Source organism: Pseudothioclava alba, from assembly GCF_033100795.1.
Lineage (GTDB): Bacteria > Pseudomonadota > Alphaproteobacteria > Rhodobacterales > Rhodobacteraceae > Pseudothioclava.
On record NZ_JAWLVI010000006.1, the window covers coordinates 1 to 13,006 of the forward strand.

General features: G+C 57.1%; 17 protein-coding genes. 10 read left to right on the forward strand and 7 right to left on the reverse strand.

The features are described from left to right. The first annotated feature begins 278 nt into the window (after positions 1–278). Genes RYZ20_RS12910 through RYZ20_RS12920 form a run of 3 tightly spaced genes read left to right on the forward strand, consistent with a single transcriptional unit; the run spans position 279 to position 2,502 of the window. Entirely contained in the window at positions 279–779 is a 501-nt protein-coding gene (locus RYZ20_RS12910; RefSeq protein ID WP_317674162.1) for a DUF2924 domain-containing protein, read from the forward strand. Further along, positions 779–2,098 (forward strand): recombinase family protein, encoded by a 1,320-nt coding sequence (locus RYZ20_RS12915; RefSeq protein WP_317674164.1) that lies wholly within the window; start codon positions 779–781, stop codon positions 2,096–2,098. Before RYZ20_RS12910 ends, RYZ20_RS12915 begins: the two co-directional genes overlap by 1 nt. Continuing rightward, positions 2,098–2,502 carry a hypothetical protein gene (locus RYZ20_RS12920; RefSeq protein ID WP_317674166.1) on the forward strand — a complete coding sequence of 135 codons (405 nt, stop codon included), beginning with the start codon at positions 2,098–2,100 and terminating at the stop codon, positions 2,500–2,502. Before RYZ20_RS12915 ends, RYZ20_RS12920 begins: the two co-directional genes overlap by 1 nt. A 43-nt stretch (positions 2,503–2,545) precedes the next feature. On the opposite strand, the gene RYZ20_RS12925 is transcribed toward RYZ20_RS12920, so the two are convergent. From RYZ20_RS12925 to RYZ20_RS12940, 4 genes are all read right to left on the reverse strand, one after another. Next, positions 2,546–2,986 carry a GNAT family N-acetyltransferase gene (locus RYZ20_RS12925; protein WP_317674168.1) on the reverse strand — a complete coding sequence of 147 codons (441 nt, stop codon included), beginning with the start codon at positions 2,984–2,986 and terminating at the stop codon, positions 2,546–2,548. A gap of 529 nt (positions 2,987–3,515) precedes the next feature. Further along, positions 3,516–3,833 carry a type II toxin-antitoxin system RelE/ParE family toxin gene (locus RYZ20_RS12930; RefSeq protein ID WP_317674170.1) on the reverse strand — a complete coding sequence of 106 codons (318 nt, stop codon included), beginning with the start codon at positions 3,831–3,833 and terminating at the stop codon, positions 3,516–3,518. 4 nt (positions 3,834–3,837) lie between these two features. Beyond that, positions 3,838–4,092, reverse strand: a complete 255-nt coding sequence (locus RYZ20_RS12935; RefSeq protein WP_317674172.1) for a ribbon-helix-helix domain-containing protein — start codon at positions 4,090–4,092, stop codon at positions 3,838–3,840. Positions 4,093–4,155: 63 nt separating this feature from the next. Continuing rightward, positions 4,156–4,329 carry a hypothetical protein gene (locus tag RYZ20_RS12940; protein WP_317674174.1) on the reverse strand — a complete coding sequence of 58 codons (174 nt, stop codon included), beginning with the start codon at positions 4,327–4,329 and terminating at the stop codon, positions 4,156–4,158. Between the two features lie 105 nt (positions 4,330–4,434). Here RYZ20_RS12940 and RYZ20_RS12945 point away from each other — a divergent pair, with 105 nt between their 5' ends. The 3 genes from RYZ20_RS12945 to RYZ20_RS12955 are packed head-to-tail and all read left to right on the forward strand — an operon-like array spanning position 4,435 to position 5,886. Further along, positions 4,435–4,689: a type II toxin-antitoxin system RelE family toxin gene (locus tag RYZ20_RS12945; RefSeq protein ID WP_317674176.1), complete on the forward strand. Its 255-nt coding sequence runs from the start codon at positions 4,435–4,437 to the stop codon at positions 4,687–4,689. 5 nt (positions 4,690–4,694) lie between these two features. Next, positions 4,695–5,051: a helix-turn-helix transcriptional regulator gene (locus RYZ20_RS12950; RefSeq protein ID WP_317674178.1), complete on the forward strand. Its 357-nt coding sequence runs from the start codon at positions 4,695–4,697 to the stop codon at positions 5,049–5,051. Between the two features lie 52 nt (positions 5,052–5,103). After that, positions 5,104–5,886 (forward strand): YdcF family protein, encoded by a 783-nt coding sequence (locus RYZ20_RS12955; RefSeq protein ID WP_317674180.1) that lies wholly within the window; start codon positions 5,104–5,106, stop codon positions 5,884–5,886. Between the two features lie 3 nt (positions 5,887–5,889). On the opposite strand, the gene galU is transcribed toward RYZ20_RS12955, so the two are convergent. From galU to nusG, 3 genes are all read right to left on the reverse strand, one after another. Beyond that, entirely contained in the window at positions 5,890–6,714 is an 825-nt protein-coding gene (gene galU / locus RYZ20_RS12960; protein WP_317674182.1) for a UTP--glucose-1-phosphate uridylyltransferase GalU, read from the reverse strand. A gap of 15 nt (positions 6,715–6,729) precedes the next feature. Continuing rightward, entirely contained in the window at positions 6,730–7,746 is a 1,017-nt protein-coding gene (gene galE / locus RYZ20_RS12965; protein WP_317674184.1) for a UDP-glucose 4-epimerase GalE, read from the reverse strand. Positions 7,747–7,815: 69 nt separating this feature from the next. Next, positions 7,816–8,328 carry a transcription termination/antitermination protein NusG gene (gene nusG, locus RYZ20_RS12970; RefSeq protein ID WP_317674186.1) on the reverse strand — a complete coding sequence of 171 codons (513 nt, stop codon included), beginning with the start codon at positions 8,326–8,328 and terminating at the stop codon, positions 7,816–7,818. A gap of 216 nt (positions 8,329–8,544) precedes the next feature. Here nusG and RYZ20_RS12975 point away from each other — a divergent pair, with 216 nt between their 5' ends. From RYZ20_RS12975 to RYZ20_RS12990, 4 genes are all read left to right on the forward strand, one after another. After that, a complete protein-coding gene (locus RYZ20_RS12975) occupies positions 8,545–10,095 on the forward strand; it encodes a recombinase family protein (RefSeq protein WP_317674188.1) in 1,551 nt (516 codons plus the stop codon). Between the two features lie 70 nt (positions 10,096–10,165). After that, positions 10,166–11,047, forward strand: coding sequence for a ParB N-terminal domain-containing protein (locus tag RYZ20_RS12980; RefSeq protein WP_317674190.1), 882 nt, complete (start codon positions 10,166–10,168; stop codon positions 11,045–11,047). A gap of 19 nt (positions 11,048–11,066) precedes the next feature. After that, entirely contained in the window at positions 11,067–12,155 is a 1,089-nt protein-coding gene (locus tag RYZ20_RS12985; RefSeq protein WP_317674192.1) for a plasmid partitioning protein RepB C-terminal domain-containing protein, read from the forward strand. Between the two features lie 456 nt (positions 12,156–12,611). After that, positions 12,612–12,983 (forward strand): MarR family EPS-associated transcriptional regulator, encoded by a 372-nt coding sequence (locus tag RYZ20_RS12990; RefSeq protein WP_317674194.1) that lies wholly within the window; start codon positions 12,612–12,614, stop codon positions 12,981–12,983. Positions 12,984–13,006: the final 23 nt, after the last annotated feature.

Genomic DNA, 13,006 nt, shown 5'->3' on the forward strand with positions numbered 1-13,006 from the left:
CAGCCGCGTCCTTCGATGTTCCGGATTTCTTGTTCATCTTCGCTCCATAATGGCTGCGATGAACCAGAAATACTCCGTTACGAAAACCGAAAATCTGTCCCACAGGCGCTGACGTCAGACACTCGCCGAGATCGGGCGCATCCTAGCCGCGGGCGTCATCCGGCTGAACGTTGCACAGTCCAGCGGTTTATCTGCTGAGAGCGGAGACAGTTTCGTGGACTTCTTGCACCGAAAGAGCGGTGGTCGTCGTGCAAAACCTATCCGCATCGGAGGAATTCATGAAGCATCACAATAAGATAACTGCTACGCAGCCGGGGAATGATCCAAACCTGGACCAGACGGTGCTGTCGCGCCTGGCCGCCCTGAAGGCGATGTCGGTCAAGGAGCTGAAAGCCGAATGGGAAAAGCTCATCGGCACCTCGGCGCCGAACAACAGCCGGGCGTTTCTTGAACTGCGGATCGCCTATCGGCTTCAGGAACTGACTTACGGCGGCCCCGACCGGGACACGCGGCGTATGCTGGACTTGCTGGCCGACGAGGTCGAAGGCCACGCCCGGCGCAAGCATCAGATCGCAGATCCCCGCAATCCCGTGACGGGCACAAAGCTTCTGCGCGAATGGGACGGCGTCGAGCACACCGTGACCGTGCTGAAGGACGGCTTCGAATGGCGGGGACGCAAATTCAAATCCCTCTCCGCCGTCGCCCGCGAAATCACCGGCACGCGCTGGAATGGGTATCGATTTTTCGGCTTGCGGGAACGCCAGCGGGAGGATGTCTGATGGACTTCACCTCCCGCCCCAACCGCCGCCTGCGCTGCGCTATCTACACCCGCAAGTCGAGCGAGGAAGGCCTCGACATGGAATTCAACAGCCTCGACGCTCAGCGGGAAGCCTGCGAGGCGTACATCGCCAGCCAGAAATCCGAAGGCTGGGCCTTGGTGCGCGATCAATATGATGATGGCGGCATTTCAGGTGGAACATTGGAGCGCCCCGGGCTGAAGCAGTTGCTGGCCGATATCGAGGACGGTCTCGTGGATGTGGTCGTCGTCTACAAAATCGATCGTCTGTCGCGCTCTCTGATGGACTTCTCCAAGCTCGTAGAGGTCTTCGACCGGAACGGCGTGACCTTTGTCTCGGTGACGCAGTCCTTCAATACGACCACCTCGATGGGGCGCTTGACGCTGAACATCTTGCTGTCCTTTGCCCAATTCGAACGCGAAGTTACGGCCGAGCGCATCCGTGACAAGGTGAAGGCCTCGCGCATGAAGGGCATGTGGATGGGCGGCTATGTGCCCCTCGGCTATGATATCGTCGACCGCAAGCTGGTCCTGAATGAAGAGGAAGCCGCCAAGGTCCGCATGGTGTTTGAGCGCTTTGTTGAGGTAGGCTCTGCCACCGTTCTGGCCCGCGAACTGCGCAACGATGGGTTCCGCAGCAAACAAGGCGCGCTGATCGATAAGGGCTACCTCTATCGCCTGCTGAACAATCGCGTCTATCGCGGTGAAGCCGTCCACAAAGGCAAGTCCTATCCCGGGGTGCACGAGGCCATTATCGACGCGCGGCTCTGGGAACAGGTGCATGACATCATGGGGGAAAGTCCCCGCAAGCGGGCGAACAACAGTCGGACGCAAACGCCTGCGGTGCTCAAGGGATTGCTCTTCACTGCCACCGGCGCAGCCATGACCCCCTCCAGCACGAAGAAGGGCGCGCGTCGGTATCGCTACTATGTCTCCATGGACCTTCTCAAGAACAGGGAAACGCCCGAGGATGGCATCCCGAGGCGCTTGCCGGCCGACACTGCCGAGGCTGCCGTCATCACAGAAATCCGCCGTGTTCTGCGAACGCCGGAAACCACGGCACAGGTTATTGCCGCGCTGGACCGCGACGACATCTCTGAGAAGGATGCAATCGAAGCACTCCAGCACTTCCCCAAGCTTTGGGATCAGCTCTTTCCGGGCGAACAGACCCGCATCATTCAGTTGCTCGTCCGGCGCGTCACAGTGACCGCTGAAGGCCTCGTCATCGACTTGCGCACCGACGGCATTGCGGGCGTCATGCGGGACATGATGGTTCCACGCCAGCTTGAGGCCGCAGAGTGATGGCTGCGCCCGACACCATTCAGGTTTTCGTTCCTCTCAAGGTGCGCAAAAAGAACGGGCGGCCCAAAATCTTGCCGCCCGCTGATTACCTGCCCAGCGAGGACAACACCCAAGATCCGCATATTCTGCGCGCCATTGGCCGCGCCTGGGCCTGGCGCCGGCGGATGGAAGCGGGTGAGTTCGGAACAGTGCGCGACCTAGCAATCGCTGTGAACCTCGCCGAGCGGCATGTCAGCAGGCAGCTGCGCTTGGCCTACCTCGCGCCTGAGGTCTTGAAACGCCTGGTGTTTCGGCGGGAGGTGTCTGCCGTGACCGTGATGCAGCTCACCGAATGCGCGTTCCTGTCATGGCACGAGCAGGCTGGCGTGGTGTTTGGTGAAACAAATTTGCTAAGTCGACCCTAACCGGCCGTTCAAACACGCCACAGCTAAATGCGGCTTCGAGCCCTTATCGTCTGTATTTTACAAACGGTGTCATGCTTGCAACGCGGTCATATAATTTGCGTGCCGCCTTGTTGGTTGTGGTTGTTAGCCAGAAAGTCTGCGCCGCATCGTTTTCGTCGGCATCGGCATAGACCGCTTCAATGAGCGATTGCCCAACACCACCGCCCCTTACGGATGGGTCAACAAATAGGTCTTGCATATAGCAGCGAGGCCCCCAATCTGACGTCGATCGAAGATAGAAATAATGGGTAAAACCAACAAGTTTTCCACCTTGTTCCGCTACGAAACAGAACGGCTCACCCGTTTTGCCTTTTAGAGCATCCCAAACTCGATCAGTGGTCCTGTCCTCAACTTCCCGTTCGTAAAACGCGTTGTAGCCGCACCATAGCATTTGCCATTCGGCCTTGTCGGCTTCCTTAATGCGGCGAATTACTGTCGTTGTCATTTGAAGTACCTTGCGATTGCTGAGGCCAGCAGAGCCTATAAGCTACAAAAGCTCAATGTCTCAAAAGTCCCGCTTTGCAGACCTGTGTCTCGATCGGAGCGAATGACCGGAAGCCGGTGATATCAACCGTCCTTTCGCCCGCCCCACGGATTCGAAACGCATTTTGCTATCGGTTGAACTTTCGAAAAGGGCGCTCGCCAAAAATCTCCAAACATCTGTAATTAAACACTATTTTGAAAGCGTCCTTCTAGGGGCATAGGGCGGTCGATTAGAGACAAATGCGGTTCAGAGACCGATTTAGACCTTTCGGACAGTCTCCGAAGGGCGGTCGCCTCATCTAAACCCCTTTGAAACCAAAAGAAAAAAGGCCCCCGCAAGGGCCCATCTTCGGTTTCGGCAAGTTTAGGTGGCGGAGGGAACGGGTCTGGCGGCGAACCCTCTCTACACCTTAAGTCCTTGTAATTATTGAGATCGACGTGAGTTCGAAAGTCATTTGGCTCAAGCGGGTCTGGCGGCGAACCACTATTGCCTACAACGACCCAAAGTCATCCTGAAAGCGGCTGAGCTGGTGCATGCGCTCATGAAGGATGGTGACAATGCCAATATCGCCATTCGAAAGATGGCGCCAATAAACGAAATGGCGTTCGTACCGAAAGAAAAAACCGTTCACGCCAAATGCTGCTGGTATGGGCTTCGAGACGAGCCCATGAGTTGCAATCCGATCAAACGCCGCAAATAGGCCGGTGACATATTGCGCAGCTTGTTCCTCACCCCACTTATCAAGGGTGTAGCGGTAAATTTCATCTAGGCGATGTGAAGCCCCCGCCTGAATTCGGATTTCAGGCATCAGGCTATACCCGGTTCCGCGCGATAACCTCAGCTGCCGTCAGCGGTTTGTAGGTCTCCTCTGGCGCAGCGAAGGCATGGGCCAACTCAGCCTTTAGCCGTTCGAACGCCTCGGCCTCAACCCGTTCTTTGTCACGCCGGATCAAGTCGCGTATGTACTCGCTGACATTCTCATAGGAGCCCTCATCGCCGACGTTGGCTGAGACAAAGTCGCTCAAGGCTCCACCGACGCGGACTGTCATTGTAGTCGTTCGGGACATTACGCTTCTCCTCACCACAAAACCGTATTCATTATAACCAAATTTGCACACACATCAAGCTTGTCACGCCTTCGGCGACACGTCCTTTATCGCAGCCTGCAGAAGCAGCGTCACGTTCTCGGCGGTGAACTTGTAGCCCTTCCCATCCGGGATGCGCGTGGCGGAGATGGGATACTTGGGTCGGCGCGGATCGATGCCAGCGACCCCGGAACCGCTCGCGCCCTGTCGAGAACTCATTCCCGAAGTCACCTGGCGACAGCCCGAACTCTTCGGTAAGCGCCAGTTTGCCAGGCCATCATTGGTAGTCATTGACTACACAGTCGCCACGGGCTACATAGGGCCATGAAAGAAATCGTCTACTCGAAAACCGCCCAGAAGGCGCTCATGCGAATGCCACGGAACTGGGCCATTCGAATTCGCGATAAGATAATTGCCTATGCCGCCGACCCGGCTTCGCAAGCGAACAATGTCAAAGCGCTGCAGGGCATGGATGGGATGCTGCGGTTGCGGGTGGGAGACTGGCGGATTGTGATGTGCGACGGCGTTGTGCTTGAGATCCTGGACGTCAAAGCGCGCGGCAGTGCTTACAAGGAGTGAGCGAAATGAATGAAATGGTGACCATCCCCAAAGACGAATATCTCCGCCTCAAGGCGATCGAAGAGGATATGGCTGATCTGAATAGTGCAGCCGACGTCTTGGCCCGGATCAAAGCTGGAACCGAGGAGCTGATCCCCTCTGCTGTTGTCGACCGTTTTCTGGCCGGTCATGCGCCTTTGACCGTCTGGCGCGAGTACCGCGGGTTGTCGCAAGCTGAATTGGCGCGCCAGTCAGGCGTGAACCGTATACAGATCATCGACATCGAAGCGGGTCGCAAAACCGGGTCCGCCGCGACGCTCAAGAAATTGGCCACCGCGCTGCAGGTTGACATGGATGACCTGTTCGATGATCGAGGCCGGTGACATGCTGGGCAAGGGCACCGCATCACTAACTCAAGGCAAGACTTAAACCTGGATGGACACCCTTTTCTTCATCATTTCCAAGCTGATCGGCCTATGCCTTCAAGTCGAAACTTGGCTGGCTGTCGCTCTGGCAACTGCTGCTGTTGCCAGTTTATTTGGGCGCAAACGTCTTTCGGCTTCGCTATCAGCTGCAACTTTTCTTGCCGTCACCCTGATCAGTATTTTCCCGATTGGCGAAGTTCTCCTCGCTCCGCTTGAGGCTGAGTATGCGACTCGAAACATGCCCGAGCAGGTCGATGGGATCGTCGTTCTTGGCGGCGCCGAGTCCCCTCGAAAAACGCTGCGATGGAACCAGCCGCAACTGAATGATGCCTCCGAGCGCCTGGTCGCGGCAGCGAGCTTGGCCATAGCTTATCCCGAAGCCCGGATTGTCTATGCTGGCGGAAGCGGGAGATTGCTAGATGCCGTTGCCGGGCGCGCCCCTCATCCACCGATCGCAATTGATGTCTTGAGTTCGCTCGGGATAGATCTTGGTCGCGTCACTTGGGAAGATCAGTCCCGGAACACGGCGGAAAATGCTCAGCTGTCCTTCGACCCAGTCCAGCCTGAGCCCGGTGAAACCTGGGTCCTCGTAACAAGCGCTTTCCACATGGGCAGAGCCATTGCAAGCTTCGAGGCCGCAGGGTGGCAAGGCGTTGTTCCCTATTCTGTGGATTATAGAACAGGCAGTTTCACGGGCGGGATAGGTTGGGATTTCTCATCGAACCTTGAAGACCTGAATACTGCCATCAAGGAATGGGTCGGTCGACTGGCCTATCGGTTGGCCGGCCGTTGAGGCTCAAACCAACCCATCGCGCTCCGCCACATGCATTATGGCTTGCAAGAACCCTTTCACAGACCCGCAGTCGAAGCGCTGGCCATTCAGCGTGACGGCCTCCACCTGACCCGCAGCAGCTTGGGTGTTGATCGCGTCCGCCAGTTGGATTTCACCACCGGCGCCGGGCGCTTGGCCACGCAGGATTTCAAAGATGTCAGGCGTCAGGACATAGCGGCCGATCAAGGCCAGGTTTGACGGGGCCTCTTCAAAGGCCGGCTTTTCGACCAGGCCCGCAACACTGCCCACGGCCGAGCCGCTCTGTACCACGCCGTATTTCGAGATGTCGGGGCCGTTTACTTCCGTGATCGACAATTGCGTGAGACCTGAGGCTTCGTACCCTTTGACGAGATCGGCGGTCACGCCCGCACCCTCGTAGGTCAGGAAGTCGTCGGCCAGGAGCACCGCGAATGGGTTATTGCCCACAGCGCGTTCTGCGCAGAGGACCGCGTGACCAAGGCCCAACTGCTCTGGCTGGCGCACGAAAATGCATTCGACACCCTGAGGCAGGATGTTGTGCACCATTTCGGCTTGGTCCGTCTTGCCCTTGGACCGCAGCGCAGCTTCCAGTTCCTGATTACTGTCGAAGTGGTCTTCGATCGCCCGCTTGTTGCGTCCCGTTACAAAGATCAGCGTATCTATCCCAGCCGCGATGGCTTCTTCGGCCGCATATTGGATGAGCGGCTTGTCCACGATCGGCAGCAGCTCCTTCGGCATGGCCTTGGTAGCGGGCAAGAAGCGGGTGCCGAAACCGGCAACGGGAAATACAGCTTTGCGAACGGGTTTCATAATCAGTTTTCTCAATTATTCTTGGGTATAGCCGTTGGGATTAGATGATTGCCAGTTCCAGGTGGTCCTGCACATGTCGGCAACTTCAAGCTTGGCCTTCCATCCGAGAAGGCGCTCGGCTTTGTCTACCGCCGCCAGACTGCGCGCCACATCGCCCTCGCGGCGCGGCCCAATTTCATAGGGCACGGGGCGTCCTGAGGCGTGCTCAAATGCTTTCACCATCTCGATCACCGTTGCACCGTGGCCCGTACCGACATTAATGGCCTCGCACCCCGTGGAGGTCGCTGAAAACGCGATAGCGGCCAAATGGGCCCGCGCCAGATCTTCGACATGAATGTAATCGCGCTCTCCGGTTCCATCTCGAGTGTCGTAATCAGCGCCGAAAACATTCAGGTGCTTCAAACGCCCGACTGCGACCTGCGAGATGTACGGAACGAGATTGTTCGGAATTCCATTGGGATCTTCACCGATGCGGCCCGAAGCATCCGCTCCCACCGGATTGAAATACCTCAGCAGTACAGCACTCGCATCTTTCCATGATGCTGCCCAATCGCGAATGATTTCCTCGATAAAGTACTTGGTACGGCCATACGGGTTTGCCGGCTGCAGAGGATGGTATTCGTCATAAGGCAGGTATTTGGCCTCACCATAGACTGTCGCAGAGGAGGAAAACACGATCCGACGGCAATCGTGGCGTTGCATGGCTTTCAACAGCTCAATCGAACCAGAAACATTCTGCGCATAATATTCGAGCGGCTTTTCGTTGGATTCCCCGACAGCCTTTAGCCCTGCGAAATGGATAACGGCTTCGGGTCTGAAACTTGCAAACGCCCCGCCCAATCTGCCCGCATCCTGGATATCACCTTCACAGATTTCGAAGTCAGCGTTAGCTAGCTGTTTGACGCGCCTCAGCGCTTCAGGCGAGCTATTTGAATAGTTATCAAAAACAAGGACTTCATGGCGCTCGCGCAGCAGCTGCAGCAACGTGTGGCTTCCAATATATCCTGCTCCGCCAGTGACCAGAATTTTCATTTGAGCTCCGCCAATCTTTTCAATGTTATGTGCCGATAGCGTATGAGGCCCCAGCAGTTCAATGCGTTGTTACACGGAACGCAACTGATCGGCCCCGACAGCCACACGGGTCTGACCACCCATGATTTCCATCAGGACCCAGACGCGCCGATCGGGTGCAATCTTTTCTACTTCTGCCACGAAATTGGCAAAGGGCCCCTTGGTCAGGGTGACCTGATCCCCGCGTTTCAAAAGCTTTGGTGGCAACAACTTGCCCTTCGCGTCGCAGCGCAGCATCAACTGAGAGACCAAGTCCAGCGGTACGGCTGTCGGCTCCTTGCCGAAGCTCACCAGCCGTGTGATGCCGTAGGTCGAGTTCACCGTGCGCCAGAACCCGCAGGCCGCATCGAAGGCCACGAAGATGTAGCCGGGGAAGAGTGGCCGCATGGCGGTGACGAACTTGCCGTTGCGCTGGCGCGTCTCCTCTTCCATCGGCAGGAAGGTTTTGAAGCCCTGGCGCTTGAGGTTCTTATCCGCGATGTTGGCGCAGTTTGGCTTCAGCTGCGCCAAAAACCAGCTCGTGCCGCGATCGTGGAATGTCATCGTGCAACCTCATTAATACTCTATCGCCCACATATCGCTCGAACTTGAACAGATGCAAGTAAGATTTTCTGGGTGCGATGTGATATTTTGATGAAGATGCTGGCGTGTCCCGCCCTCAGAGCATTGATATAATGAGATAATCCAGCACTATCAGCTTGATACGTTTTGCCACCCACGCAAACGTCCGACCGACAGACACGCGGATCGGAGGCTGAGTTGGACGGGAGTGGCGAGATTACCGAGTTTCGGGCGGCGCGATATGTGCGCATGTCGACGGAGCATCAACAGTATTCCACCCACAACCAATCCGACAAGATCCGCGAATATGCCGAGAAGCGCGGTATCGAAATCATCAAGACCTATGCGGATGACGGCAAGAGCGGCCTTTCCATCGGTGGGCGCGCGGCGCTTCAGCAACTGATCGCGGATGTGGAATCCGGTGCGGCCGATTTCAACGTGATCCTGGTCTATGACGTCAGCCGCTGGGGACGGTTCCAGGACGCGGATGAGAGTGCTTATTACGAGTACATCTGCAAACGCGCAGGCATCAACGTCGCCTATTGCGCCGAGCAGTTCGAGAACGATGGCTCGCCCGTCTCGACCATCGTCAAAGGCGTTAAACGCGCCATGGCCGGTGAATACAGCAGAGAGTTGTCGGTCAAGGTCTTTGCGGGCCAATGCCGCCTGATTGAACTGGGCTTCCGCCAAGGCGGCGCGGCCGGCTTCGGGCTGCGCCGGGTTCTTGTGAATGAGCGCGGCGAGATCAAAGGCGAGTTGAAGCGCGGTGAGCACAAATCGCTGCAGACCGACCGCGTGATCTTGATGCCAGGCCCCGACGAGGAAGTGGCTTGGGTCAACAAGATGTATCGCTGGCTGATCGAGGAGGACCTGTCCTTCCGCGAGATCGCCGACCGCCTGAATGAGGAAGGTGTGACCACTGATCTGGATCGGCCTTGGAATTCCGGAACAGTTCGCACGGTCCTGACCAACGAGAAATACATTGGCAACAACGTTTACAACCGCTCCTCCTTCAAGCTGAAGAAGCTACATGTGGAAAACCCACCCGACATGTGGGTGCGCAAGGAAGGCGCCTTTGAGGGGATCGTGCCGCTCGAGTTCTTCCTGACCGCGCAGGAGATCATCACAGCGCGGTCGGCACGCCTGTCAGATGAGGAACTGCTAGATCACCTGAAACGGCTCTACGCTGACGCAGGTCAGCTTTCTGGCGTGCTAATTGACCAGACGCCAAACATGCCGTCGTCCTCGGCCTATCGAAACCGGTTCGGGTCGCTGGCGCGGGCCTACGAGATGATCGGCTATCGCTCGGACCGCGATCAGGAGCGCATTGCGCTGAACAAGCGCCTGCGCGGGATGCATCCGGAGATCATCGCGCGGACCGAGGCGGCAATTGCGGAAGTTGGCGGCACGGTCGCGCGCGACCCCAAGACCGATTTGCTGACGATCAATGATGAAATGGTCGTCAGCTTGGTCCTGGCGCGGTGCCAGCCGCAGGGTGATGGACGGCTGCGCTGGCGGATCCGGTTTGACCCGATGCGCTATCAGGCGGACGTCACGCTGGCCGTGCGGCTCGATCCCGACAACCGCGAGGAGCTCGATTATTACCTGCTGCCTTGGCTAGATCTGCCCCGTCAAGAAATCCGGCTCTGCAACAAGACCAGCATCGCCTTCGAGGCCTTCCGCTTCGAGGACCTCGGCTTCTTCTACGGCATGGCCGAACGGGTTGGCATTCGCCGGAAGTGGGGGTGAGGACCAGAATGATGGAAATCAGAGAAAGCACAAAACATGAACAATCAAACCAAAAGAGAAAGCCAACCCTATGATGACTGACACACCCGAGAGCGTCACGCTCGTCCCCATCGACCGGATTGAGGTCCTGAATTCTCGGGACCGCAACATGAAGGTCTTTGAAGAGATCGTTGAAAACATCCGCTCCATCGGCCTGAAAAAGCCGATCACGGTGACAGAGCGCGACGGTGCCGACGGGGCGCCCGCCTATTTGCTGGTCTGCGGCGAAGGCAGATTGAACGCCTTCCGCCTGCTGGGTGAAAGCCACATTCCGGCGCTGGTGGTCAATGTGACGGATGAAGACGCGTTCATCATGTCGCTGGCGGAAAACATCGCCCGGCGGGGTCACCGTCCGCTCGAGATCCTGGCCGACATCGAGCTTTTGCTGGCGCGGGATTACACCATCGACGACATCATTACCCGCACAGGGCTTTCCGAGAAATACGTGCGGGACATCGTCTTTCTGCTGGAAAAGGGTGAGGAGCGTCTGATCGAGGCGGTGCAAAACGGGACCATTCCGCTGACCACCGCCCTCGAAATCGCCCGCGCCAAGCATGATGATGAAAACCTCGGCGACATGCTGGAAGAGGCCTACAAGACCGGACAGCTGAAGGGTCACCAGATCACGGATGCCAAGCGGCTGATCGAAAAGCGCCGCGAAAAAGGTCCTAAAACCGGTGGCGATCGTCCAAAGCTGCCGAACTCGGCGCATTCACTGGTCAAGACCTACCAACGCGAAGTCGCCCGCCAGCACAAGCTGATGCTGAAAGCAGATCATGCACACCAGCAGCTGCTTCTGGTGGTTCAAGGGCTCAAACGCCTCTTTGCCGATGAGCACTTCGTGACGCTCCTGCGCGCCGAAGGTCTCGACAGCCTGCCGAAATACCTCGCCGACCGCATTGAAACCGCCTGACCCTCGAAAGGATGAAACCATGAATGAACTCAGCACCGTGAAGCCGCTCTACCCCGGAGCCTTTCCCCAGCCTGACATCGACGACAGCGACGCTCCCTATCCCAAGGCCCCGTTGAACCTGACTCTCGGGTTTGATCTCGAGACCTTCCAGATCCCGCTAGAAGAGCTCATGCCCTCGAAGAAGGTGCCAGACGGCGTGATGACCACGCGCAAGTTCAAGCAGATCGTGTCATCGATCCGGGAGATCGGCCTGATCGAGCCGCTCTCCGTGATCAAACCGGACCCAGATGCAGCCGGGTTTCTGCTGCTCGATGGAAATTTGCGGGTGCTGGCCCTGAAGGAGCTCGGTCAAGACACGGCGCCTTGTCTGATCGCCAAAGATTTCGAGACCTACACCTACAATCACCGGATCAACCGCCTCTCTACAGTGCAGGAGCACTACATGTTGCGGCGGGCCATCGACAAGGGCGTCAGCAAAGAACGGCTCGCGCGCGCCTTCAACGTCAACCTCTCAACAATCAACAGCCGTATCAACCTGCTGCATGGGATCTGCCCCAAGGCAGTAGATCTGCTCCAGGATCACCAGTTCACACCGGATGTGACCCGGCATCTGCGCAAGATGAAAGCTGCCCGGCAGATCGAAGCGGTTGAGTTGATGATCGCCGCGAACACGATCACCGCGGCGCATGCGGACGCCCTGCTGAAGGCCACACCGCCCGAACAGCGCACCGACTACAAGCCGCCGCAGCTGGAACAGCCCAAGGGTGATCCATTGGAGCAAATCGTCAAGCTCGAGCGCGAGATGAGCCAAGTGCAAGAAAAGTACAAACACGCCGAGGAAAACTACGGATCGGAACTCCTGAACCTTGTGGTCGCCAAGGGCTACTTGAAAAAGCTGATGGACAACGAGGCGGTCAGGTCTTACGTGGCGCGGCATGCGCCTGAGATCCTCGAGCAGTTCCAACTGGTGCTAAACACGGTCAGCATGGAGGAGGCCTTGGAACAGGCCGAGCGGGAGGAAGGGCCGAGCGCCGCCGAAGCGACAGCACAAGCCCAACTGGCGAAAGGCGACTGTGACGCGGCATCGGACCAGGGCATGGATGGTTAACTCGGGTGAATCGCTCGGCTCGGGATGAGCTTCCAAAATCTTTGCCCAAGTAACTGATCTCAAGCCGATATGCGGTCGTATGTCGAGGAGCTATCGCACGCCCCGCGGGGGGTCGACGACCAACTGAGATCATGATGTGGCCTTGTGCTGAAAGGGTCGTTCTTTTATGAACTTGTTATATTGAACGGCTGTAACGTGGTAGTGGACATGAATTCCAGCCGCAGCCTTCCGGAGGGGCAAGGTGCTGTTTGCGTCGGAGCGCCGAACTCACAGATCGGCTATGGCGAACGTGTCGACGGAAACCTCTTGAATATCTGAATTTCCTTCTTGTTTGCTTGCGCAGCATTTGATATCACTCGATACTGAGCGATGCGGAAACTACTCTCATCACCACCTTTGTATCCAACAAGGCGCCCCACTGGCAGTCCTTGTGCGGTAGCCTGAGAAAATCACAAAATGACCAGCAAGCGCACCAAGCTGCAGGAAGACACGCATTTTCGCGTGCTTCGCCTTCTGCAAGAGAATCCTGAAATGTCACAGCGTGAACTCGCGGCTGCCGTTGGAGTAAGTGTCGGTGGCATGCACTACGTGCTGAATGCGCTAATTGAGAAGGGCCTGGTGAAGTTGGGGAATTTTACGGCGGCTGAAGATAAGCGGCGATATGCCTATGTTCTGACGCCCAAAGGCATCAAAGAGAAATCAATCATCGCGGCAAGGTTTCTCAAGCGAAAACTGGCAGAATATGAGGCCCTGAAGGAAGAGATTGAGACGCTCAAATGTGAGCTCGGCGGAGACAGATTAATGGGCACCAATGGTCCGAATTCCTAGAAACAGCTCCAGATTAATTCGAA

What these genes read in the sequence shown, in the direction of transcription:
- RYZ20_RS12910 (WP_317674162.1), top strand. Translation starts at nt 279, where the DNA reads ATGAAGCATCACAATAAGATAACTGCTACGCAGCCGGGGAATGATCCA.
- RYZ20_RS12915 (WP_317674164.1), top strand. Translation starts at nt 779, where the DNA reads ATGGACTTCACCTCCCGCCCCAACCGCCGCCTGCGCTGCGCTATCTAC.
- RYZ20_RS12920 (WP_317674166.1), top strand. Translation starts at nt 2,098, where the DNA reads ATGGCTGCGCCCGACACCATTCAGGTTTTCGTTCCTCTCAAGGTGCGC.
- RYZ20_RS12925 (WP_317674168.1), bottom strand. Translation starts at nt 2,986, where the DNA reads ATGACAACGACAGTAATTCGCCGCATTAAGGAAGCCGACAAGGCCGAA.
- RYZ20_RS12930 (WP_317674170.1), bottom strand. Translation starts at nt 3,833, where the DNA reads ATGCCTGAAATCCGAATTCAGGCGGGGGCTTCACATCGCCTAGATGAA.
- RYZ20_RS12935 (WP_317674172.1), bottom strand. Translation starts at nt 4,092, where the DNA reads ATGTCCCGAACGACTACAATGACAGTCCGCGTCGGTGGAGCCTTGAGC.
- RYZ20_RS12940 (WP_317674174.1), bottom strand. Translation starts at nt 4,329, where the DNA reads ATGAGTTCTCGACAGGGCGCGAGCGGTTCCGGGGTCGCTGGCATCGAT.
- RYZ20_RS12945 (WP_317674176.1), top strand. Translation starts at nt 4,435, where the DNA reads ATGAAAGAAATCGTCTACTCGAAAACCGCCCAGAAGGCGCTCATGCGA.
- RYZ20_RS12950 (WP_317674178.1), top strand. Translation starts at nt 4,695, where the DNA reads ATGAATGAAATGGTGACCATCCCCAAAGACGAATATCTCCGCCTCAAG.
- RYZ20_RS12955 (WP_317674180.1), top strand. Translation starts at nt 5,104, where the DNA reads ATGGACACCCTTTTCTTCATCATTTCCAAGCTGATCGGCCTATGCCTT.
- galU (WP_317674182.1), bottom strand. Translation starts at nt 6,714, where the DNA reads ATGAAACCCGTTCGCAAAGCTGTATTTCCCGTTGCCGGTTTCGGCACC.
- galE (WP_317674184.1), bottom strand. Translation starts at nt 7,746, where the DNA reads ATGAAAATTCTGGTCACTGGCGGAGCAGGATATATTGGAAGCCACACG.
- nusG (WP_317674186.1), bottom strand. Translation starts at nt 8,328, where the DNA reads ATGACATTCCACGATCGCGGCACGAGCTGGTTTTTGGCGCAGCTGAAG.
- RYZ20_RS12980 (WP_317674190.1), top strand. Translation starts at nt 10,166, where the DNA reads ATGATGACTGACACACCCGAGAGCGTCACGCTCGTCCCCATCGACCGG.
- RYZ20_RS12985 (WP_317674192.1), top strand. Translation starts at nt 11,067, where the DNA reads ATGAATGAACTCAGCACCGTGAAGCCGCTCTACCCCGGAGCCTTTCCC.
- RYZ20_RS12990 (WP_317674194.1), top strand. Translation starts at nt 12,612, where the DNA reads ATGACCAGCAAGCGCACCAAGCTGCAGGAAGACACGCATTTTCGCGTG.